Annotated in this window: 23 protein-coding genes, 1 tRNA gene and 1 riboswitch; of the genes, 1 reads left to right on the top strand and 23 read right to left on the bottom strand. The window is 39.9% G+C overall.

Features of this window, described 5'->3' with window-relative positions; genetic code table 11:
• Positions 1-2 precede the first annotated feature (2 nt).
• From BLP50_RS04895 to BLP50_RS04950, 11 genes are all read right to left on the bottom strand, one after another.
• On the bottom strand, positions 3-746 hold the full coding sequence (locus BLP50_RS04895; RefSeq protein WP_090151914.1) for a class I SAM-dependent DNA methyltransferase: 744 nt from the start codon (positions 744-746) through the stop codon (positions 3-5).
• Positions 747-748: 2 nt separating this feature from the next.
• On the bottom strand, positions 749-1,792 hold the full coding sequence (locus BLP50_RS04900) for a DUF6709 family protein (RefSeq protein WP_090151917.1): 1,044 nt from the start codon (positions 1,790-1,792) through the stop codon (positions 749-751).
• Between the two features lie 15 nt (positions 1,793-1,807).
• Complete coding sequence (locus tag BLP50_RS04905) at positions 1,808-2,752, bottom strand: alpha/beta fold hydrolase (protein ID WP_090151920.1); 945 nt, start codon at positions 2,750-2,752, stop codon at positions 1,808-1,810.
• Positions 2,753-2,848: 96 nt separating this feature from the next.
• A complete protein-coding gene (recJ, locus tag BLP50_RS04910) occupies positions 2,849-4,612 on the bottom strand; it encodes a single-stranded-DNA-specific exonuclease RecJ (RefSeq protein ID WP_090151924.1) in 1,764 nt (587 codons plus the stop codon).
• Positions 4,613-5,034: 422 nt separating this feature from the next.
• Positions 5,035-6,018, bottom strand: a complete 984-nt coding sequence (gene pta, locus BLP50_RS04915) for a phosphate acetyltransferase (protein WP_090151927.1) — start codon at positions 6,016-6,018, stop codon at positions 5,035-5,037.
• A gap of 282 nt (positions 6,019-6,300) precedes the next feature.
• The gene (locus BLP50_RS04920) at positions 6,301-7,467 is read right to left on the bottom strand and encodes a CapA family protein (RefSeq protein ID WP_090151931.1); all 1,167 of its coding nucleotides are present in this window, start codon (positions 7,465-7,467) and stop codon (positions 6,301-6,303) included.
• A gap of 2 nt (positions 7,468-7,469) precedes the next feature.
• Positions 7,470-7,646, bottom strand: a complete 177-nt coding sequence (locus tag BLP50_RS04925) for a DUF4250 domain-containing protein (RefSeq protein ID WP_090151934.1) — start codon at positions 7,644-7,646, stop codon at positions 7,470-7,472.
• 84 nt (positions 7,647-7,730) lie between these two features.
• Positions 7,731-8,483, bottom strand: a complete 753-nt coding sequence (locus BLP50_RS14585; protein ID WP_330386057.1) for an anti-sigma factor antagonist — start codon at positions 8,481-8,483, stop codon at positions 7,731-7,733.
• A 217-nt stretch (positions 8,484-8,700) separates the two neighbouring features.
• Positions 8,701-9,330 (bottom strand): histidine phosphatase family protein, encoded by a 630-nt coding sequence (locus BLP50_RS04940; RefSeq protein ID WP_090151937.1) that lies wholly within the window; start codon positions 9,328-9,330, stop codon positions 8,701-8,703.
• A gap of 22 nt (positions 9,331-9,352) precedes the next feature.
• Positions 9,353-10,045 (bottom strand): LrgB family protein, encoded by a 693-nt coding sequence (locus tag BLP50_RS04945; RefSeq protein ID WP_090151940.1) that lies wholly within the window; start codon positions 10,043-10,045, stop codon positions 9,353-9,355.
• A complete protein-coding gene (locus tag BLP50_RS04950) occupies positions 10,045-10,401 on the bottom strand; it encodes a CidA/LrgA family protein (RefSeq protein WP_090151943.1) in 357 nt (118 codons plus the stop codon). The genes BLP50_RS04945 and BLP50_RS04950 overlap by 1 nt, the downstream gene beginning before the upstream one ends.
• 194 nt (positions 10,402-10,595) lie before the next feature.
• Between BLP50_RS04950 and BLP50_RS04955 the strand changes: the two genes are divergently transcribed.
• Positions 10,596-10,667, top strand: a tRNA-Glu gene (locus BLP50_RS04955).
• 48 nt (positions 10,668-10,715) lie between these two features.
• On the opposite strand, the gene BLP50_RS04960 is transcribed toward BLP50_RS04955, so the two are convergent.
• The 12 genes from BLP50_RS04960 to BLP50_RS05015 form a co-directional block, all read right to left on the bottom strand.
• Positions 10,716-12,497, bottom strand: coding sequence for a S41 family peptidase (locus tag BLP50_RS04960; RefSeq protein ID WP_090151948.1), 1,782 nt, complete (start codon positions 12,495-12,497; stop codon positions 10,716-10,718).
• Between the two features lie 65 nt (positions 12,498-12,562).
• On the bottom strand, positions 12,563-13,312 hold the full coding sequence (locus BLP50_RS04965; RefSeq protein ID WP_090151951.1) for a hypothetical protein: 750 nt from the start codon (positions 13,310-13,312) through the stop codon (positions 12,563-12,565).
• Between the two features lies 1 nt (position 13,313).
• Complete coding sequence (locus tag BLP50_RS04970) at positions 13,314-14,018, bottom strand: ABC transporter ATP-binding protein (RefSeq protein ID WP_090151954.1); 705 nt, start codon at positions 14,016-14,018, stop codon at positions 13,314-13,316.
• 14 nt (positions 14,019-14,032) lie between these two features.
• Positions 14,033-14,398 (bottom strand): GntR family transcriptional regulator, encoded by a 366-nt coding sequence (locus BLP50_RS04975; protein WP_090151957.1) that lies wholly within the window; start codon positions 14,396-14,398, stop codon positions 14,033-14,035.
• Positions 14,399-14,667: 269 nt separating this feature from the next.
• On the bottom strand, positions 14,668-16,125 hold the full coding sequence (gene xylB, locus BLP50_RS04980; protein ID WP_090152273.1) for a xylulokinase: 1,458 nt from the start codon (positions 16,123-16,125) through the stop codon (positions 14,668-14,670).
• A 58-nt stretch (positions 16,126-16,183) separates the two neighbouring features.
• The gene (locus BLP50_RS04985) at positions 16,184-17,668 is read right to left on the bottom strand and encodes an L-fucose/L-arabinose isomerase family protein (protein ID WP_090151960.1); all 1,485 of its coding nucleotides are present in this window, start codon (positions 17,666-17,668) and stop codon (positions 16,184-16,186) included.
• A 233-nt stretch (positions 17,669-17,901) separates the two neighbouring features.
• Complete coding sequence (gene ribH, locus BLP50_RS04990; protein ID WP_090151963.1) at positions 17,902-18,366, bottom strand: 6,7-dimethyl-8-ribityllumazine synthase; 465 nt, start codon at positions 18,364-18,366, stop codon at positions 17,902-17,904.
• Positions 18,367-18,384: 18 nt separating this feature from the next.
• Complete coding sequence (locus BLP50_RS04995) at positions 18,385-19,605, bottom strand: bifunctional 3,4-dihydroxy-2-butanone-4-phosphate synthase/GTP cyclohydrolase II (RefSeq protein ID WP_090152277.1); 1,221 nt, start codon at positions 19,603-19,605, stop codon at positions 18,385-18,387.
• 22 nt (positions 19,606-19,627) lie between these two features.
• Entirely contained in the window at positions 19,628-20,293 is a 666-nt protein-coding gene (gene ribE, locus BLP50_RS05000) for a riboflavin synthase (protein ID WP_090151966.1), read from the bottom strand.
• Positions 20,293-21,390: a bifunctional diaminohydroxyphosphoribosylaminopyrimidine deaminase/5-amino-6-(5-phosphoribosylamino)uracil reductase RibD gene (ribD, locus tag BLP50_RS05005; RefSeq protein ID WP_090151970.1), complete on the bottom strand. Its 1,098-nt coding sequence runs from the start codon at positions 21,388-21,390 to the stop codon at positions 20,293-20,295. The genes ribE and ribD overlap by 1 nt, the downstream gene beginning before the upstream one ends.
• Before the next feature lie 227 nt (positions 21,391-21,617).
• A riboswitch (FMN riboswitch) is annotated at positions 21,618-21,732 on the bottom strand.
• Between the two features lie 52 nt (positions 21,733-21,784).
• Positions 21,785-22,612 carry an AraC family transcriptional regulator gene (locus BLP50_RS05010; RefSeq protein WP_090151974.1) on the bottom strand — a complete coding sequence of 276 codons (828 nt, stop codon included), beginning with the start codon at positions 22,610-22,612 and terminating at the stop codon, positions 21,785-21,787.
• A 1-nt stretch (position 22,613) separates the two neighbouring features.
• On the bottom strand, positions 22,614-23,363 hold the full coding sequence (locus BLP50_RS05015; RefSeq protein WP_090151978.1) for a GNAT family N-acetyltransferase: 750 nt from the start codon (positions 23,361-23,363) through the stop codon (positions 22,614-22,616).
• Between the last annotated feature and the right edge of the window lie 10 nt (positions 23,364-23,373).

The following is a 23,373-nucleotide window of genomic DNA, read 5'->3' on the forward strand; positions in this document are numbered from 1 at the left end:
TATTATTTAGTAATTTCTCTTGCTACAAAATATAATCTATCACTATCAGAAGAAGCCTCTCCCATAGTGTTTACATCACATACCTCAAGCAATTCAAGACCGCTTGATTTTATGGCATCTATAATCTCTTCCTGAGTAAATGCATGCTGAAGATGTTCCTCTTCGTATCTGTCAAAGGTTCCATCTTCATTTTCCTCATAGATTGTCAAATAATAACTGTTATCGCCAGTTTCTGGGTCATATTCATTTTCCCAGATAAAGCTTCCTTCATCGCGATTTTCTGCTATAGTCTTGCACCCAAGCTCTCTATAATAGTGCTCAGTCTTAACATCAAAAATAAAAAGTCCCTTAGGGTCAAGATAATTGTTAACAAGCTTGCATACCTGCAAAAGCTCATCAGTGTCTCTCAAATAATTAATACTATCGCAAAGACTCACAACAGCACCAACAGTACCATAGAGCTCAAACTCACGCATGTCCTGACATAGATAAAGGATTCCATCGGAATCCTCTGAAGTCTGCGCCTCCATCAGCATGTCATAAGAAACATCTATTCCAATCATATCGTAACCCATAGCCTTAAGGCGTCTGGTCATCTGCCCAGTACCGCAGCCCAAATCACAAACGATTTCCATCGGCATATTATATTTTTCAAATAAAGTCTTAATATTTGTAGCCCATGTGTCATAAGGCACGTTATCCATGTACCTATCGTAGACAGTGGCAAAGCCTGTATAAGCTTCCATCTTTATACCCTCTTAGATAAAAAGCCAGAAATCTTTCTGATAAAATCAAAATCGTTCTGGATCTCCTCGACCTTGAGACGATTCTCCTCAGAGAATCCCACCAAAATATTGTGATTAGCCTCAGCAAGGTAATCCATAATACCATCGATATCACTCTTAATATTCTTAGGACACTTAATGTAATGACGCTTGCCCGCAGTAATATGTAAAGTGTATGTAATGGAAAAATGATGCCAAAGGAACTTGTGCATTGTAGAATACTTGTAAATCCAAATAATGGCATCAATAGGAACAATAGCCACACCATAGCTACTGGTCTCTATAAAATAATGCTCCGTAATAAACATATCCTCTGTTGCCAACTGTGGAAGTGTAGCAAGCTCTTCTTCTGCCTCAGCCAAAATCTCAGCAGGCTTTCCATAAGCTCTGGTCTTTTGAATTGGAAGAGAAAGAACCGGAAATGCTATATAAACCGAGAAAATAATTATACACGCTACACTGTAGATTGCAAAGAGTATATACAAAAACACAAACAGAGAAGACATAAGTCCTGTCGCATCTGGCTCTGAAATACTATAGGTGGAAACAGTAGATAAAATACCATCTTCATTCCAGTTCAAATCGTTAGCCAAGTTGCCAAGCAAAGTCCTGGTAGAATGAGAATCATAAATCACCTTTCCCTTAATGGTAATATTCTCGATAGTTGGTGAGCCCTGCTCACAAGTGTCTGGAGAAAGTAGCACTACCACACACTCCGAATTAATCATGGTGTAATAGTAATAGCCTCTAGTTCTATCAAGCCATTTGTTGGTGTAGCCTGTAAAATAAAGATTCTTGAGATTGAACTTACCGTAAAGCTCCTTTTGGTTGTACAACTGATAAAGGCTAATATCCTCCTCATCATATGTCCTCGGCGCTATCATATGTCCCACAGGGAAAAATATTGCAAGTGCCAAAATAACAATCAAAAAGATAATAGGAGCATAAAGCCTATTTTTGTAATATGTCTTTATTGACCTTGTAATTAAATGCTCCAAAGAATCCATAACTACTCCATATCCTTAGCAGTGAGAATCCACCCACTGATAAATATCTTCATATACTTGTTGTCTATCAATTTCATTTAAGATCTCATGACGATCACCCTGGTAAAGCTTCAGGGTAACATCCTTAATCCCAGCCTTCTTAAGCTCCTGGTATGCAGCCTTAGTACCTGCTCCCAAGTTACCAACAGGGTCTGCCTCTCCAGATATCACAAGAAGTGGAATGTTCTTTCTCATCTTGTTAGCACACTCTTTAGAGCAGGCGTATTTAGTAGCCTCCACAAGTCCACGGTATGCATTAAGAGAAAATATAAATGTACAATAAGGGTCGCTGTAATATTTCTCAACGCTCTTAATATTTTTAGTAAGCCAAGAATTGGCAAAATCCTTGCCATAGCAATCATACTGCTTGTAAGGAGCGCTATATGTCAAATCACGTATCAAAGTGCTGCGATAATTTTTCCCCTTAAATAGAGAAATAGCACCTATCATAAAAAGTCCAAAGTTACAGAATGCGCTCTTTTCAAATCCGGTGCCCATAATAATTGCACCGCTAAGCTCCTCCAAATATGCGCTCTTACATGCCAAGAACTTTCTAAGCATATATGAACCCATTGAATGTCCCAAAATGAAATAAGGAATACCTGGATAGTTTTTCTTAGTAATAGAAAAATGAGTGAGAATATCCTCCACCATATCATCAGATGGATGAGCCCCTGTCATAATTCCAAGGTCCTCTTCCTTCTCAACTGAATGACCATGACCAATATGGTCATGACCAACTACGACAAAGCCCTTAGAAGTCAAAAATCTAGCAAACTCGTCGTATCTTTCTATATATTCAACCATACCATGAACTAGCTGAATCACACCAACTGGCTCTCTGTCTGGCAACCATTTAACACAATGAATAATTGAATGTCCATCACTGGATTCAAATGTATAATTCTCTAGCTTTTCCATCAGCAATTATCCTTCCGATTATCCCTTAAAATATTTATACATAATATAATTGATTTTAAATGATTTAACCCCTACATTCAACAAATGCCAGTCCCTCTATTTAAAATTTTCAACCATAATCTGTATACTTCTACTGCCTCTATACTCATTAATGGAAGGCTCATATATAATATCCATTTTTACATCATTTGTATTTCCCGAAAAAAGTCTCTGCAACGTGTCAGCACCATATTTATCAGACACCGCCTGCTGAAACTCTAAAACATTTCTAAACATAAGGGCAGTCATATTGCCACCATTTTCAGTACCTACGTTTAATCTGAGGAACTGTCCCTCCTTTCCCATAAAGCTGGCACCTTTTATCTCCACATTTTTAAGGGCAAAAAGAGGCTTGGTATTTCCTGTGCCAAATGGAGCAAGCATATCTATGCTATCCACAAGAGATTCAGTCATATATGAAAGAGGCATATCGCAATCGATTTTTATAATCTCCTGCATGTCATCCTCTGTGAGTTTGCAATTGGAATTGAGCCTATCTCTAAGCTCGTCAATTTTGTCAGTAGAAAGAGAAACGCCTGCAGCCATAGGATGTCCACCAAATTTAGTGAAGACATCTTTTACTGCCGTAAGCTCCTGGAACATATTGTAGGCAGGAATAGAACGACCGCTGCCCTTTGCTCCATCCTCCGCATCGGTAATTACAAGAACTGGCTTGTTGTAGGTCTCTCTAATTCTACCTGCCACAATGCCCGCCAAACTCTCATGCAATTCGGGAATATAAACAACCAGTACATTTTGATTTTTAATATCACTATTTTCAATAATGTCCCTAGCCTTATCGATGCCAATCTGGGTCATATTCTTTCGCTGAGAATTAAGCTCCACAAGCTCATTAGCACTGGCAAGAGCCTTTGCCGAATCCTCTTCAAATAAAAGTTCAATAGCCTTTGAAGCTGTATCAAGTCTACCGCTAGCATTAAGGCATGGCCCTATAATAAATCCAAGATGATAGCAGCTAAGAGGCTTCCCCTTAAGCTCATTTCTAGCGAGCAGGGCATTCAGTCCCACATTATCTGTATTTTCAATAGCCTTTAGACCATGGTAAACAGTAGCTCGATTCTCCCCCTTAAGCTCCATTACATCGCACACAGTAGCAATGCTTGCAAACTGTAAATACTTATCCGCCATCTCCTTATCAAGTCCAACAAACTCAAACAGCACATCCACCAATTTCCATGCCACCTGAGCACCGCAAATCCCCTTAAAAGGATAGCCACAATCATTTCGCTTAGGGTCCACAACCGCATCAGCATTAGGCAACTTTTGCACTACACTTCCATCCTCACCAGTCTCAAAAGGCACCTCATGGTGGTCAGTAACCACAAAAGTCATCCCAAGTTTCTTTGCCAAATCAACAGCAGGGGCTGCCGCAATACCATTATCACAGGTAATAATAAAACGAACTCCATCGTCAAAAGCCGCTTGCACCATCTCAGGATTAATGCCATATCCGTCTACCATTCTATGTGGAACAGCATAATCTACATCGCCTCCCACCTCTTTAATGGCACTAGTCAAAATATAGGTAGACATGATTCCATCCACGTCATAGTCTCCCACCACGCGAATCTTCACGCCCTCATCAATGGCATCCATCAAAAGGCCACAGGCCTCATCCATGTCCGCAAAAAGATGTGGGTCAGGAAAATTATCCAAAGTAGGATGCAAATATTCCTCCATCTCCTCATATGTCGAAAGTCCGCGATTAACCATAAGACGCACAATCACCGGATCCACCTTAAGCTTCTCACTTAACCCCTTATAGTCCGCCGCTTTTCTCTGTAAAATCCACTTACTCATTCATATTCTCCGTAAATAATTAATCGTATCATTACTAAGCAATTCTAGCATAAATAAAGAACAGCTGCACTTAGGCTATAAAAAAGAACAACCGACTAGTTCATGCAATCCAATGACCTTAAAGTGCCGTCGTTACTTAGATGGTAGCTTCGCTAGCATCTTATGTAACGCAACGAGCACGACAAGAGCGAAAGCGTGTCAGAGGATGTATGGACTAGTTGGTTGTTCATAGGTTAAATCTCAGCTACACTTAAGCAATAAAAAAAGAACAGACAGTATACATATGTTATCTCCTGACCTTAAAGCGCCATCCCTACTTAGAAGGCTCTGCAAGAGGCTTCTTATGTAGGGCAATGAGCGCGACAAGAGCGAAAGCGTGTCAGAGATACATATGTATATTGACTGTTCTGGTAGATTCTAGACTATGCAAGTGCAGCTGTAATGATAGCCATTGAGTATACTTCCTGTGCATTGCATCCACGAGATAAGTCGTTGATTGGTGCATTAAGTCCAAGAAGGATTGGGCCGTATGCATCAAAGCCACCAAGACGCTGAGCAATCTTGTAGCCGATGTTACCTGCGTTGATGTCAGGGAAGATAAATGTGTTAGCATGACCAGCTACTGAAGAGTCAGGGCACTTTGTCTTAGCAACACGTGGAGAAACTGCTGCATCAAACTGAAGCTCTCCCTCGATATCAAGCTCAGGATAACGCTCCTTAGCCTTTGCTGTAGCCTCACGCATCTTGTCAACATCCTCGCCCTTACCAGAGCCAAGTGTTGAGTATGAAAGCATAGCAATCTTTGGATCAATTCCGAAAATCTTAGCACATGCTGCTGTCTCACCTGCGATCTCAGCAAGCTCATCAGCTGATGGCTTAATGTTGATAGCGCAGTCACCCATTGCAAGTACTTCTCTATCACCTGTAGCTGAATTACGTACCATGATGAAGCATGAAGATACGATGCTGTTGCCTGGCTTTGTCTTAATAACCTGAAGTGCTGGACGAACTGTATCTGCTGTAGAGTATGTAGCACCACCGAGAAGTGCATCAGCAACACCCATCTTTACAAGCATTGTTCCGAAGTAATTAGCCTGCTTACATGTAGCAGCTGCCTGCTCCATTGTAACGCCCTTAGACTTTCTAAGCTCACAGAAAAGCTCGCACATCTCGTCAAATCTATCGTAGTTGTCTGGGTCAATAATAACTGCTCCGCGGATGTTAAATCCTGCATCCTCTGCAGCTTCCTTAACCTCTGACTCCTTACCAATGAGAATTGGCTGAAGGAAATCAGAACCGAGAAGACGGCTAGATGCCTCAATAATTCTGTGGTCTGTACCCTCTGTAAAAACAATTTTCTTAGGATCCTTTTTTAGGATGTCAATTAATGCTCCAAATCCTGCCATTTTTTAATTCCTCTTATCTTTCTTTAATTAATCAACTATTTAGAGTTGGTTATGTGTTAGTTTTTTGAAACCAATAGTTATCTTACTACTTTTATGTGAAAAATGAATGGCAAATTTAATTGTTCTTGATTTTGTACCTATTCAGAGCAAAATAGCTATCAACTAAAGTTTGAAAGCTGGCTTTCAGAATTTTGTTGATAGCTATTTTGTGAGATACATACATGAGCATAAGTAAAACAGCGTTAGCTGTGATTATGCGAATGAATTCTATGAATAGGTACATTATTTAGGACTTATAATTCCATTTTCATCCACTGCAACATTAGTAGAAATACTCTCTACATAGCTATACCCTTCTGGGTCTACTGAAGTGCATGCGTCAGATGCAAAAATAGGTACAATTCGATAGGTGACAGCATCATTTTCGTCCACTGTAAACTCTACTGCTCCACCGCAGCCCGACTTGATAGTAGGGTTAAAAATAAAGTTGCCAAGGCTGTAAAAAATTGGCTTGCCATTGTAATACTCAACTGGCTGTAGACAATGGCTGTGCATTCCTATAACTGCCTCTGCTCCTGCATCTATCATCTTGTGACCGTCATTTATCTGATAATCAGTCAACTCAGTAGTATGCTCCGTACCCCAGTGAACCATTACAAATAAATAGTCCACCTGTGAATCTGCTGCCTCAACCGCCTTAATTAGGTCAGTTTCATCGTAAAAGCAAAACTCACCTGGCTGCGAGTTCAAAACATTCCAACTAGCAACTGGAATAACATGGCTACATGCCAAAAATCCATAGGTGCGCCCCTTGGCATCTGTTTTAACAATAAGCTGACTAGCCTCCTCAAGGCTGTTACCTGCGCCTGTATAATCAATACCTGCGTCTTTTAATGTGGTAAATGTATCTGTCAAAGCGTCATGACCATAGTCTAAAACATGATTGTTGGCAAGGCCTGCAATGTCCACACCTAAATCATTAAGAATGCTGACATAGCTTGGATTTACTCTAAATGTGTACTCCTTATCTGGAGCCTGCTGTCCTCGCTCTGAAAAACAAAACTCATTGTTAATCATTGTGAAGTCCGCATTCTGCATAAGTCCCTGAACATCTGGTGAAGCCACTCCCGAAATACCGCCAGCGTCATACTTTGACTGAACGTGCTCGCTAAGCTCCACATCACCTGTAAAAACAATGCTAGTTGTCAAATCCTCTGGAGAAAGCTCCTCTTCCTCTGGCTGCTCTTCAACAGTAGGCTCTACCTCAGGCTCAGCTGATGCATTTATATCGTTTTCCTTTACTCCACCAAGCTTGTCCTGCAACATTGCATAAAGCTGCTGCCCTTGATCATAAAATGGGCCATCAGAACCAAAGGCATACCATCCAGCTGCCAAAATAAGTACTAATATTAAAACTGTTTTAATTAATACTGCGAAAAACTTTTTCATAATTATTTGAACCTATTCTGAGATGAATCATAATAGTAATCTATGCTGGCTAATCGAGCTATTATATCATCTCCATCCACTTCATTATCCTCTACCAACGCATCAAAACTCTTATAATAATCCCTAAGTGCTGTGTTCACCACAGAAAGTAACATCACTGGGTCTTTTGGAAAATTCATAATATCTCCTAACTATATTTCATAATAACGAAGACATTATAACACAAAAGAGGCGGTTTTTGCCGCCTCTCAATTCACATACATTTATTGAATGATAAATATGTCTGAAAACCCAGTAACCTCAAAAATCTCTTGAACCTCCTCAGAAGCATTTTTAACAATCATCTTGCCCTGATTGTTCATAGTCTTCTGCGCCGATAAAAGAATCCTAAGTCCCGCACTGGAAATATACTCCAAATCCTTCAAATCAAAAGTAAGTTCCTTCACTCCATCAATTTCAGAATTCAATTTTTCCTCTAACTGTGAAGCTGTTGTAGTATCTAATCTACCTTCTAGCTGGATTAGTAAATTCTCCCCATTTTTTCCACCCCTAATGTTTAACATACTCACACCTCCATTTACTGCAATCCTCTTTTCAAGGGTAAGAATATTTCTCCCATCCCTGTACTCATATCTCATATTGTCCATGGATTTTTTCGCCATAAAAATCCCAAGTCCGCCTATTTGCCTGTCATTCACATCTGCTGAAATATCTGGGTCCTCCTTTTCAAGAGGATTATAAGGGACTCCACCATCCTCAAAAATCAAAGTGACTAGTCCATTATCCCCCCACATTGAAAGGCTCATAGGACCACTTCCCGAATCCGGGACAACTCCTCCTGCGCCATCGGATTTTCCATAGGCATAGTGAGCAATATTCACATAAATCTCTTCCACCGCCAATGTAATTTGCATCAGTTGCTTCTTGCCACAACCTAGACTTTCAAGCTCATCTTCCACAAAAGATGTCACTTTATCCAAATTACTAATCAGGGCTTCACATTCTATTTTTTTCATACCTTCTCCTGAATTTATATTGGCATGTTCCTAATTTGTTCAGCTCTAGATAATATTTTCTCCTTCCACTCATCATCCTGCGCCTCAAGCTGATAGGTGTTATATCCGTACTGCCGCCCATCTGTGATGGCCATTTAAAATCATATAACCACCCCATCATCACAATAGAATGATTATAAATGATTAATGTGTCCAATCAGTTAATACTGCGGCATTTTTACCAATTCTTTTCAAATCCATTGGAGATAAATGTGTAGTCATCCCCTGATCTGTCCACTCCAATGGTAAGCTTTGCAATAGCACAATTATTGAAATCCACATCCCAGTATGCTTCTCGTGGTGTCTTTTTTATGTACTCAAACATGCCATGGCTAAGAGCACCATGACTTACAAGGAGAATCACATCATCCTCGGCAAATTCCTTGTGAGAAATCTTTTTCCTAAGCATCTCAACCACAGCTCCTGCACGAGCTACAACTTCATCATAGCACTCACCATTTGCAGGTGGCTCATATGTCTCTGGATGGTCAAAGCATCTACCTAAAAACTCAGAATCCACTGTCTCCATATTTTGCTGCTCATATATACCAAAGGACATCTCAATGAGATTTTGTTCCGTGCCAATCTCATCCATCCCAATTCCTGTAGCAAGATGACCTGTTTCAATTGCTCTTTCCAAAGGGCTTGCAATGATTTTTGTAACCTTTATGCCCTTTTCCTCAAATAGCTTTCTAGTCTCTGATGCCTGAAAGCGTCCCCTGTCATTAAGTGGAATATCAGAAGAACCCTGTAGTCTCTTCTGTACATTTAAATCTGTCTGACCATGTCGCATCAAGTAAATATCCATGTTTGCCCTAACTTCCTAACATTTATAATAAGCCTGCAAATATTGTTGCAAATAATACTGTAAGAATACCTGCCACCGCAATTGAAAGGCTGCTCATAGCCCCTTCAATCTCACCGATTTCCATAGCCTTTGCTGTGCCGATAGCGTGGCTTGCTGTACCAAGTGCCAATCCCTTTGAAATTGGCTCCTTAATTCTAAAGAGCTTGCAAATAAACTCTCCTAAAATATTTCCAATAACACCTGTGATTACAATAACTGCAACTGTAATTGTCACATAACCGCCCAGCTCCTCTGATACGCCCATGCCAATAGCTGTAGTAATTGATTTTGGAAGAAGTGTCACGTACTCCTCATGGGAAAGTCCAAGAGCCATGGACAAAAGAAGCACTGTAAGAAGGCTTGTAATAACACCGGCAGTAATTCCTGCCATAACAGCCTTAGCGTTGTTCTTAAGAAGCTCCCATTGCTCATAAAGAGGAATAGCAAGACTAACAGTAGCTGGTGTCAAAAGCCATGTTAAAAACTTTGCTCCCTCATTGTATGTGTCATAGGAAATCCCTGTTCCAAGCAAAAACAAAATGGTACACACAATGGATACTAGAAGAGGATTAAGCAAACCTGTCTTAAATCTCTTCTTAAGCCAACTTCCGATTCCATAACTTACAAGGCTCACTGCAACTGCCAAATAAGAAGACTGCTGTAAAAACTCGTTCATTACTGCACCTCCTTATCTTTTTTTATCATCATCTGGGATACAAGACCAGTGGCTGCCATAACTGTAAAAATAGTTACAACAGTAATTATGCTCACTGGCACTAAAATTGGCTGCAATACACCCCATGATGTAACCAAACCAACACCAGCTGGAATAAACATAACTGGCATAATCTCTATTAAAAATTTACCTGCATCCTTCACATCTTCGAGCTTTATTAGCTTTGTAAGAAGACACACAAAAAGAATAATCATTCCGTAAATACTAGCTGGAACTGGAAATGGAATAATAGCCTTTAAGAACTCTCCCAACAAGGAAATCAGCAAGATAATTAGAAACTGTTTTAAATACTTCATTAGAATACCTACCTTCAAATATGTTTTTCAAAACCGCTTGTAAATATTCCCCCGCATTAAACGCCTAAATTGTAGCACTAACTACTACCTTTAACAACACAGTCCACATATCTTTCACTTAGTTTTCAATTTTCTGTTGACGAATGGAAAAATTCATAGTATTATTATCTTCGTTGCACGGCAACACAATATATGGTTCCTTGGTCAAGCGGTTAAGACGTCGCCCTCTCACGGCGAAAACAGCGGTTCGATTCCGCTAGGAACTGCTAAAAAAGCACCGATTATATCGGTGCTTTTTTGTTGTACTTATTTACTTATTTATTTGCGTAAAACTCATTCATTGCACTGCTCAGTGCCTGTAAATCATAAAAAGCTGAATAATCATTAGTTCCATCAGCATTTACTGACACCAAATTAACATCAACAGGTACTCCTCCATCTACTGAAGTTCCATCTGGATAAGAAAGTCTCATAGCAGATGAAATCTGATATACTCCGCCTTCTGCAGTGCCAAGTGGAATTACTGCACAGGCTCCGCCGCCTGACTGCTCACCTAAAATTGCAATTCCTTCGCTTTTACATATTGCTGGTAAGAAGTTAGCGCAAGAGAATGAAAAATCACTTGTCAGAACACCAAAATTAAAGTCATAAGGCTCAAAGTCTTTATAATCAAAAACCTTATCAAAATTAATATCTGCTAAATACTGAACTGTTGTAAACTGTCCTCCAATAGCATTTTGATAAGACATCTTTGCATTACCTGTCATGGCACAAGCCATCAAAAATACTACGTCTGCAGAGCCGCCTCCATTTGAAGAAAGATCAATAACAAAATTCTTTACATTTGCATCAGCAGCTGCATCCAAGGCTCTCTTGAAATCTCCAACAGTATCATCCGGTAGTTCACCGCCATTTTCGTAATAATCACGCCAAGCCTGTTCATCTGCCACAAAACTGTCAAAGCTAAAGATTGCTGTATCTCCCTCAATATGGAAATACTCATCGCCCCATTTATCCTGCTTCATCTGCTGCAAGTACTGCATTTTTTCAAACTTAGTTCCCAATGCTACAGTGTTCGAAAAACCAAAGTCCATGCTATACAAAAGCTGCTTTGCATCATCTATGGTATCTTCTGAAAAATAAGTAGCTCCCATATCGCCTAAATATGTATGTCCACCATCACTTAGATAATCGTCTAGTATTACTGTGGCAGCTACGTATTCAGCTGGATCATCTGATAGAAACCACTCTCTTGCCTGCGCAGTAAAGATATCATGCTGTTTAAGTGTCTCGTCGAGGCCCTTCTCTTTAATCTCTGCTCCAAGCCCCATTTGTTCTGGATATCCAAAATAGTTGTCATATACGAAGCACATCTCATTATAGCTGTACTCAGCTAAGGATTTATCTCTTTTTCCCTCTTTTAAATAATTCTTTACGTTAGCCTGATATTTATCAGAAGGTACCACTTCCATAGCTGTATAATCACTATTTTCATCAAGAATATAAAATTCCTTGCTATCATAAAGCATACGATACATAACTACTCCAGAGAACATATCTGATGCTGTAAGATATGGAATCCAAATATCGTCCTGACTCTCGTCCTCTATTAAATCAATTGAGTAATTATCAAAATCTATAGTCTTAGGCTCTGGGGCCTTATCAGGTGTAGCTCCATAGATTTCCACAAAAGGATAACCATCGTAATATACATTAGGAACATTATCCTGTTTTGTAATAGTGGTATTAATAAAATTATCAAAATCTGAAGAATAAAGGGTATTTTCATCGGTATCAATAACTGCAGTTGCGCCCATTGCTGATTTGAATGTGTAGTCCCCATCGCTATTTTTCTGAACGCTCATTTCCTTACCAGTTAAATATCTATAGTAATCTGTAAGCTTAATATATGGTGCTGAAAATCCCTTATAAAATCTTATCTGAAGTGGTTGAATATTATCTTCTGAATATACATGAACAATAGCAGTTTGTTCAGTATATGCTTCACTTGCTTTTACAACATTTGCGTTAAAGGTAAAGCTTAAACACATTGTAAGAGCCATTAGTGCCGCTAATAATTTATTTCTTTTGCTCATAAAATCTCCTTATAAACATGAAAAGGGGCGGTCATCTGTGCACCCCCCCTCTAACCTACCAAATACTATACTGAGAGTGAATTATCCATTACCCATGCTGTGATAAAGTACATAACAACTGACAATACAAAGAATATTGCTGACATTATCAAGTTGTGAGCAGATGATATTGCAATACTTGCTCCACCAAAAATAGCATTTATAATTACATTTACTACAACAACAATTGCAATGAAAATGCCAAGTGATGCAAATGAATTCCATTTCTTTCCATTAAAGAATGTAGCAGAAAGCACGATTGCAAAAAATGCAACTGCAATAATGTATAACCAGTGTAAAATCTGTACCAATGCATATGAAGCTAAAAGAGAAATCGAAATCGCATCCCAGTTTTTAAATGCAAAAAATTCATTTATGAAATCAAGCATATCTGACAATTCACCATATTTTCCAAATACTAGGCTTATATCAAGCATTCCTAAAAGAAAATAGAATACTCCAGTTAAGAATACAGAAACTCCATTTTCGATTACCTTAGCTCCAAGAATCTTGTAGCTACTATTAGGAGTCATAAATAGCATATATGCCTGCTTTGTATTCAAATCATTTCTCAAAAGCTTCATGCTATGTACGCCAATTATTACTGTTGCAACAAAAGCCATTAAAAATAAGAAAAAGCATGATGCTGCAAAAATATTATCATTATCTCCATAAAGACCAAACAAAAAGAATAACTCTAGAATTCCTGTAACACAAAGCATTATTATCTTAATGTTAAGTGTTTTTCTGAGCTCATATTTAAATAGTTTTAACATATTATGCCTCCCTTACTCCGCCGTAAACTGTGCGGTACTTATCTGCTAACGAAATACTGTCCATAACTCTAAGCTGTTCTACATCATACATTCCTGCAAAATGTCCATCTTGGATGAAGATTGCTCGGTCAACTACGGCCTCAAGCTCCTCAACCAAGTGACTAGAAATAATCATAATATTGTCTTCTGATGCAGAGGTGAGAACCATTCTCATAACCTCATCTCTTGCAATAAGGTCGATTCCATTAAGTGGCTCATCAAGCATATAAACATCTGCATTTCTACCCATGGTAACTGCAATCTTAAGCTTTGCCATCATACCTGATGAAAGAGTCTTGATCTTAAGCTTCTTATCAAGATTCATTCCTGCAAGGAGCTCATCATATTTCTCCATTGAGAAATCATCAAAGAAATCCTGATAGTACTTACCAACATCCCCTACTGTCATCCAATCGTAAAAGTATGGCTCAGTAGACATGTAAGCTATCTTTTTGCGGCTGTCTGTGTTAACTGCCACATCGTTAAATTTAACCTCGCCTGATGTTGCCTTGATAAGACCTGCAACTGTCTTCATCCATGTTGTCTTACCACTTCCATTAGGTCCAAGTAAGGCGTATATGTGTCCTGGCTCTAAAGTCATCGAAATATTTTCAATGGCAACTTTTCCAGGAAATTTCTTTGTAACATTAATACTTTCTAGTTTCATAAAAAATTACCTCCCTATAAGATGCATATATCATTTGCCTGGTTAATCATATCGATTGCTTCTTCTTTTGAAATACCAAGCTGTTTCAAACTAACAAGGAACTTATTAAGTGTCTCATTAGCCATCTCGTCGCGGCATGCTTTTATCCGCTTCAAGTCCTCTGTCGCGTAGGTGCCCATTCCTCTTTTTGTGTAACAAATACCCTGGGCTTCAAGCTCGGTATAAACTCGAGCTGAAGTATTTGGATTGATAGTGTACAACACAGCCAAATCCCTTCCTGATGGTAATTTCTCACCTGGGCTTATCTTCCCATTAATAATATCTAGCTTGATGGCATCCACCACTTGTAGATAGATGGGAGCATTTGTATCGTACTTCATAGCTCACTCCTTTTTCTAATGTATTAGTGTACTATAGGAATAGTACACTAGTATAATATATCTGTCAACCCCTTTTAAAAAAAAAAAAATAAAAAAGCTCCGTTGCCATCTTTACTCTCCCAACAAAGTCGGTCACGACTACAAGCCTTAGGTTCCTCCGCTCATCTAACATGATTCGCTTGAGCAACCTAAGAGCTTGACGTCTACCGCCTTCAAAAGAAGAATATGAAAGCAACGAAGCTCCGTTTTTTACGCGCTATATAATTATTCTAAAAGAGCGATTTTACTGTTGGGTAAAGCTTCTTGAACTCCTGATAACGCTCTTCGTATTTACGAATAAGCTCTGGATCTGGCTCAACTGTAGTCTTTACCTTAACAAGCTTGTCGCATGCCTCCTCAACTGATGCATATTCTCCACAACCAACAGCTGCAAGAATAGCACCACCAAGACCTGGGCCTTCCTCATTCTCTAAAATATCAAGCTTAAGGTTCATAACTGAAGCGATAATCTGCTGCCAAAGTGGAGACTTAGCACCACCACCGCAAATCTTAGAACGCTCGATTTTAATACCTTGGCTTCTAGCTACCTCAAGTGAATCGCGAAGTCCAAATGCAACACCCTCAAGAACAGCCTGTGTCATATCCTCTCTTGTTGTATCCATTGACATGCCAATAAACATAGCACGTGCATCTGGATTGTTGTGAGGGCTACGCTCTCCCATAAGATATGGAAGATAGAATACTCTGTTCTCCCCAAGGTTCTTGATACCTGCCTGCTCTGCTGGATAGTCCTTTGTCTTAAGAATCTCATCCATCCACCACTTATTGCAAGATGCTGCAGAAAGCATACATCCCATAAGATGATAACCACCATCAGCATGGTCAAATGAATGAAGAGCATTTGCAGGGTCTACTGTAAAATTCTTGCTAGAGATGAAAATTGTACCTGAAGTACCAATAGAAAGATTGCACTTGCCCTCTCCTACTGTACCAGTACCAACAGCAGCTGCTGCATTGTCGCCTGCACCTGCGATAATCTTTACATCATTTGTAAAGCCAAGCTCTGCGGCAACCTCTGGCTTAATTGTGCCAACTACCTCATAGCTCTCATATAACTTAGGAAGCTGTGCCTCTGAGACATGGCAAATATCCATCATCTCCTTGCTCCAGCATCTATTTTTTACATCAAGAAGAAGCATTCCACTGGCATCTGAATAATCTGTACAGAATGATCCGGAAAGCTTGTATGCAATATAGTCCTTTGGAAGCATAATCTTTGCAACCTTGGTCCAAAGCTCTGGCTCATTCTCCTGCATCCAAAGAATCTTTGGAGCTGTAAATCCAGCAAAGGCTATATTTGCTGTGTATGCAGAAAGCTTATCCTTTCCAATTACTGTATTGAGATAATCTGTCTCTTTTCCTGTACGTCCATCATTCCAAAGAATTGCTGGGCGAATAACATTGTCATTTGCATCAAGTGTTACAAGTCCGTGCATCTGGCCACCAAATGAAATACCAGCAACCTGTGACTTATCAACCTCTGAAGTAAGCTCCTTGATACCAGCGACTACCTGAGTCCACCAATCTTCTGGCTTCTGCTCAGACCAACCTGGATGTGGGAAGCTGAGGTCATATTCCTTTGAAACGATTTTCTTGATATCTCCGTTGCCTTCCATAAGAAGAAGCTTAACTGCGGATGTACCAAGATCAACACCAATGTAATACATAATTCCATTCTCCTTTTCTAAAAATGGCTGGCCGAAGCCAGCCAAATCTTAATCTATATTATCTCCAAGGATTCTCTGTAGGATATCTTACGCCTGCAGGCTGGTTGTATCCGATTTCGTCAACAGATACTCCGATGTACTTAAATACTTCGAAGAGTGACTTTCCATAGTGACCGAATGCAACAGCACCGTGATGTGGGAATCCCTTTTCGATTAACCAGTGACGATAGAATCTGCCCATCTCAGGGATAGCAAATACACCGATTGAACCAAATGACTTAGTACGTACATCAAGGACCTCGCCCTGTGCGATGTAAGCACGAAGCTTGTTGTCTGCTGTAGACTGAAGTCTGAAGAATGTGATGTCACCAGGAGCGATATCGCCTTCAAGTGTTCCGTTTGTAACCTCGATAGGAAGTGCTCTAGCCATAATCTTCTGGTACTTCATCTCGCAGAATGCAAGCTTCTTAGAGCATGTATTTCCGCAGTGGAATCCCATGAATGTATCCTCAAGTGTGTAATCTGTCTTACCCTTGATTTCCTCGTTGTACATATCCTTAGGTACTGAGTTGTTGATGTCGAGGAGTGTTACGATATCCTCTGATACAACTGTACCGATGAACTCTGAAAGACATCCATAGATATCAACCTCGCATGATACAGGGATTCCTTCACCTGTAAGACGTGAGTTAACATAGCAAGGAACGAAACCAAACTGTGTCTGGAATGCAGGCCAGCACTTGCCAGCGATTGCTACGTATTTACGATATCCCTTGTGGTCTCTTACCCAATCCTTAAGTGTAAGCTCATACTGAGCAAGCTTCTCAAGAACCTCTGGCTTCTTGTTACCAGCGCCAAGCTCCTTCTCCATATCAGCAACAACTTCTGGAATACGGCTGTCACCAGCATGCTTGTTGAATGCTTCGAAAAGATCAAGCTCTGAGTTCTCCTCGATTTCAACACCAAGGTTGTAAAGCTGCTTGATTGGTGCATTACAAGCAAGGAAGTTCATTGGACGTGGACCAAAGCTGATAATCTTAAGATCTGAAAGCGCGATTACTGCACGAGCGATTGGCTCAAAGTCGTGAATCATGTCAGCGCAATCCTCAGCATCACCTACTGGATACTCTGGGATGTAAGCCTTAACATTTCTAAGCTGTAAGTTGTAAGATGCGTTAAGCATACCGCAGTAAGCATCTCCTCTACCATCTAAAAGGCTGTTGCCTGACTCCTCAGCTGCTGCACAGAACATCTTAGGTCCATCGAAGTGCTTAGCAAGAAGTGTCTCTGAAATCTCAGGACCGAAGTTACCAAGATATACGCAAAGTGCATTACATCCAGCTTTCTTGATATCCTCGAGAGCCTGTACCATGTGAATCTCGCTCTCTACTATACATACAGGACACTCATAGATGTGCTCGCTACCATACTTCTTTGTGTAAGCTGCGATAAGTGCCTTTCTTCTGTCTACTGATAAGCTTTCTGGGAAGCAGTCACGTGATACTGCTACTACACCAATTTTTACATTTGGCATGTTTGTCATTTTAATTACCCTCCTTTTACTAGCCTTCCCTTTGTCTCATAAATAGGAAAAGCCTCCAATACGTTTGATAATAAGCTCGCCATTTTTGTTACTTTCTTCCAGCAAACGGCGAACTTTCAGCATTTCTTACAAAATACTGTCATTTGTTATACAAATATTATCAAAATTAACGTATTAGAGACTTTTAAAAATTTACTACGTGATGTAAGTTTTTTGACTTTTATTAATTTTTGCTATTTCATCTCACGGATAAGATTAACCATCTCGATTGCTCCCTGAGCACATTCAAATCCCTTATTACCTGCCTTTGTGCCTGCGCGCTCCACAGCCTGCTCAATAGTATCAGTTGTGAGAATTCCAAACATTACTGGAATATCGGCATTCATAGACACCTGTGCAACACCCTTTGATACCTCAGCACAAACATAGTCATAGTGTGATGTTGCGCCTCTGATTACTGCACCGAGACAGATAACAGCGTCATATTTTTTACTTTCAGCCATCTTTTTAGCAATAAGTGGAATCTCAAATGCACCTGGAACCCAAGCCACATCAATATCATTCTCTTTTACATTCTCTCTTTTCAAGCCGTCAATGGCGCCACCTAAAAGCTTTGATGTAATAAACTCATTAAATCTTGCTACTACAATACCTACCTTTACGCCTTCTGATACAAGCTTTCCTTCATAAACTTTCATATTATATTCTCCTTTTAATTAAATAATTTCCTGTTTAACATCTTCCACTTCTAAAATATGTCCCATGCGAGCTTTCTTTGTTTTTAAATAGAAAACATCATATTTGTTTGCCTCTATTTCAATAGGAACTCTTTTAGAAATTTCCATTCCATAGTCGGATAATTGATATACCTTGTCTGGATTGTTAGTGAGGAGCTCAAGTGAATGAATTCCTAAATCCCTAAGAATCTGAGCTCCTGTGTAGTACTCTCTCAAATCTCCTGGAAATCCTAGTGCTATATTTGCATCCAAAGTATCCATACCTTCATCCTGTAGCTTGTAGGCCTTCAATTTATTCACAAGACCAATTCCCCTGCCCTCTTGTCTCATATATAAAAGAACTCCTCGGCCTTCTTTTGCGATAGCTTTCATAGCAGCGTCAAACTGCTGACCGCAATCGCATCTCATAGAGCCAAAAACATCCCCTGTCAGGCACTCTGAGTGAACACGGCAAAGAATATTTTCTCCATCACTAATATCACCCTTAACTAAAGCCACATGGTGTTCCCCATTTATTTCATTAATGTAGCAATGTGCCATAAACTCACCGTATCTTGTAGGCATCTTTGCAATGGCTACGCACTCTACAAGCTTGTCGTAAACCTTGCGATATTCCACAAGCTGTGGAATTGTAATAAATGTTATCCCCAAATCTTCAGCAAGTTTCTTAAGGCTCTCACCTCTCATCATCGAGCCATCCTCTGCCATGATTTCGCAGCAAAGCCCACATTCCTTAAGACCTGCTAGCTTCATCAAATCAACTGTGGCCTCCGTATGGCCAGCTCGCTCTATCACGCCGCCCTCTTTTGCAACCAGTGGAAACATGTGACCTGGTCGTCTGAAATCAAGAGGACTTACATCATCTTTAACACAGCTTCTAGCAGTAATTCCTCGTTCTGCTGCTGATATTCCTGTTGTAGTAGATACATGATCAATGGATATCGTAAATGCGGTTTCGTGATTATCGGTGTTGTGAGTAACCATGGGTGGCAGCGCCAATTTCGCCGCCAATCTTTCACTCATTGGCATACAGATAAGCCCCTTGCCTACAGATGCCATTAAATTAACATTTTCAGTGGTAGCAAACTCCGCAGCACAGATGAAATCACCTTCGTTTTCTCTGTCCTCGTCGTCCATAACCATAATCACTTTGCCCTCCTGCAAATCCTTGATAGCTTTCTCAATTAATTCTCTTTCCATCATTTACCCTTTCCTAAAAGACCTAAAATCCGTTTGCCATTAAAAACTCTTTTGTCAAACTTTTTGTCCCTTTTCTATCATCAGAAGTCTCTGTATTTGCAAAGCTTGCCAAAAATTTCTTAACATATTTCCCCACAACATCATTTTCCAAATTCACTACATCCCCGATTTGCTTCTGGCTCAAAACCGTTTCCTTTAATGTGTGTGGGATGATTGATACTTTGAAGCTGCTACTATCTACTGCTGCAACTGTAAGGCTAATTCCATCAATTGCTATAGAGCCTTTTTCAACAATCCCACCAATTATTTCTCCACCGGCCTTTATTTCAAACCAAACAGCATTTCCATCCTTTTTGATACTTTGGATAGTTCCTGTGCCATCAATGTGACCGCTTACTATGTGACCTCCAAATCTTCCATCGGCGCTCATAGCCCTCTCAAGATTTACAGGCTTTGTAGCATTAAGGCTCCCTAAGCTAGAACGAGCCATTGTCTCATTCATAACATCAGCAGAAAAAGAGGAGCCATCATATTCCACCACTGTCAGACACACACCATTTACAGCAATGCTGTCGCCCAGGTGGATATCCTCCAAAATCTTTTTACATGCAATAGTAATACGCTGTTCCTTAGGACCTTTAACAATTCTCCTAACACTGCCCAGCTCTTCAACTATTCCCGTAAACATCAGTAAATCACCTCATTTTCTATAACCAAATCTTCACCCAGCCAGCTGGTATTAATTGGATTTAGCCTTATTGCATCGTTGATGCTTTCTATGCCTGCCCCTTCTACTGGTGATTTGCTGCTTCCTCCAAAAATCTTTGGAGCCATGTGGATATGTATCTCATCCACTATTTTTGACTTGAGGGCACTATAATTAATAGTTCCTCCCCCCTCAATCAGCACGCTATCAATTCCTCTATTGGAAAGCTCCACCATCAGAGCATTTAAATCGATTCCCTGCTCAGTTTTCGGTAATTTCAAAACCAAGCAGCCCCTTTTTTCTAACTCAGCGACCTTAGCCTCATCTTTCGATGTGGTTGCAATGATAGTTTTTATGCTATCTGCTGTTTGAACGATCTTTGATTCAATTGGAGTTCGTAAATGGGAATCGCAGATAATTCTTATTGGATTAACAGCCGGCTCATCTAATCGACAATCCAACATTGGATCATCCATAATTACCGTAGATACGCCAACCATAATTCCCGACAATCTATTTCTCAGTCTATGAACATTTTTTCTTGCCTCAGCTCCAGTTATCCACTTTGACTCACCTGTTTTTGTGGCTATCTTGCCATCAGCAGTCATTGCGTATTTCATAACAACATATGGCTTTCCTGTTGCCATGTATTTATTAAAAATTCTATTGAGATTCTTGCATTCTTTTCCTAGAAGTCCTACTTCAACTTTGATGCCACTGGACCTTAAAATTTCGGCTCCTTTTCCTGCAACCACAGGATTCACATCAAGTGTTCCAATCACCACTCTTTTGATTCCATTCTCAATAATAGCTTCTGTACATGGAGGTGTTTTCCCGTAGTGGCAACATGGCTCTAAGGTTACATACATTGTTGCTCCTTTTGCTGAGTTTCCTCTTTTTTTACAATCCTTAAAGGCATTCCTCTCAGCGTGAAGCTGTCCATATTTTTCATGGTAGCCCTCGCCTATAATCACACCATCTTTGACTATTACTGCTCCCACCATGGGATTCGGATTTACGAATCCCTCTCCTCGTCTGGCAAGCTCGATTGCTCGTTGCATATAAATTTTATCTTCCATAATTCCTCCTATTTTTAAGATTCTATTCAGCCCCCATTCCCAAAATCGCAGTTCCACTGCTTTCCTCTTGCTCATGTGGTTCTCGTAAATAGAATCAAAAAAGCCTTGGATTTCTCCAAGGCTAAAATACGTAGCTTCCGTTTCAAACTTTTGCATGAAACATCTACCCTTATAAATTAAAAAGCTCTGAGACATAAAATCTCAGAGCCATAAATTCAAAAGTAAACTACCATCTTCTTTCATCCAGACTATACTGTCGGCTTCGGAATCTCACCGAATCATGCCAAAAGGCTCGTGGGCTATACCACCGGTAGGGAATCACACCCTGCCCTGAAGACATCTATTCAATTGAAATGATTGTAACTAAACAATATATCAAAGTCAACAGCTATGATTATTTATTCTTGCGATATTCGCTAGGTAACACACCATATTTGTCTCTAAAAGCATTGGAAAATGCCTTTGAATTAGGGAAGCCATTGCCTAGCGCAATATCTACTATCTGGCCGCCTGTCTCCTCTAATTCTCTAACTGCATGCTCAAGTCTGATGCCAAGAAGATAATCCTTGAAATTGATGCCCGCATGCTTTTGGAACATTCTCGATAGATATGATGGTGAATAACTAAACTGCTCTGCCATCATCTCAAGAGAAAGAGGCTCAGCATAATGATCCTTCATATATCTAGTAATATTTGAAAGCTTCTTAAGCTGCTTGTTGCTCTTTAAAATGTCTTCATTTACATTGAACTTTCTGTATTTGGTAACAAGAATATACAAAAGCTCATAGTAAAGACTGAGGACCTGAAGGCGATAACCCTCCTCCCCTTTTGTATTGATAAGATACATCTCCTGAAGAAGAGTAAACACTCTGTGGTCAGTCTCTCTATCTCCATGGGAGAACCAAATGAACTGATCATCTGTAAAATAATCCGCAAATGTGTCCTGTGGAATCTGTAGAACCACTGTCCTATTAGGGTTTGGGGCTGCAATGCTATGCACCTCATTACTATTTACAATAACAAATTCGCCTGCGCTAAGAGGGAACTTCTTCTCGTGAAGAGTAAAGTCAAGCTTGCCCTCCCATACTGCAAAAATCTCTATCGAACGGTGCCAATGCTTATCTCTTGTATAATTACCATTTGCTCCTTCAAATGAAAAAAGTTTGAAAGGTAATCCCGCATCTGTAACAACCACCTCGTGCTGATAAGCTTTTAAATCCATACTATCCTATCTCCCTAAAATATCTACAATCTCCATCCAGCTCGAAGCCAATATGTGAAAACCCCAACTTTTTCAATAATCCCCTGCTTGCAACATTATCAGGGTCGCATCTAGCCACAAGACTCGTCAAGGAAAATCTATCCCTTGCCAGTCTAATGATCTCAGAGCACACCTCAAAGGCAAGCCCCTGCTTCCATCTATCAGGGGAGATACAAAAACCAAGCTCCGCCTGATTCTCTCTGTCACAGGATTCTCTAACTTCAATACCTGCTCTACCAACTAGTTTGCCAGTAGCTTTATCAAAAATCAACCACATTCCAAATCCATATAATTTATAGATATATTGAATGTAATTCTCCTCGTATTGCCGCTCCTCTTCGTACTCAAAAAGGGGCTCCATATATTCTACAATTCCAGGATTATCATATAGCTCAAACAAGCTATCTAAATCATCCATGGAAAACTCTCTAATAATAGTCCTGTCAGTCTCGGATATAAAAAGCGGAAGTCCTACGCATCTACGATATATATCCTCATAGTCCTGATCATCAACCTCGTCTGGATCAATTAAAATATGGTCACACTTAAGCATAGTAACACCATCATGTTCAAATGCCACCACCGGCTGCTTTTTCTCATTACAAGCATCTATAACAGCCTGATTATCTGTTAAAACCAAAGTCCCTTCTGGATAATCAAAATGAAGGGACTCTATATCTGTCACTTTAACTACATCATGCAAATACTTCAAATTAATCTCC

Source organism: Pseudobutyrivibrio sp. AR14, from assembly GCF_900101325.1.
Classification (GTDB): Bacteria; Bacillota; Clostridia; order Lachnospirales; family Lachnospiraceae; genus Pseudobutyrivibrio.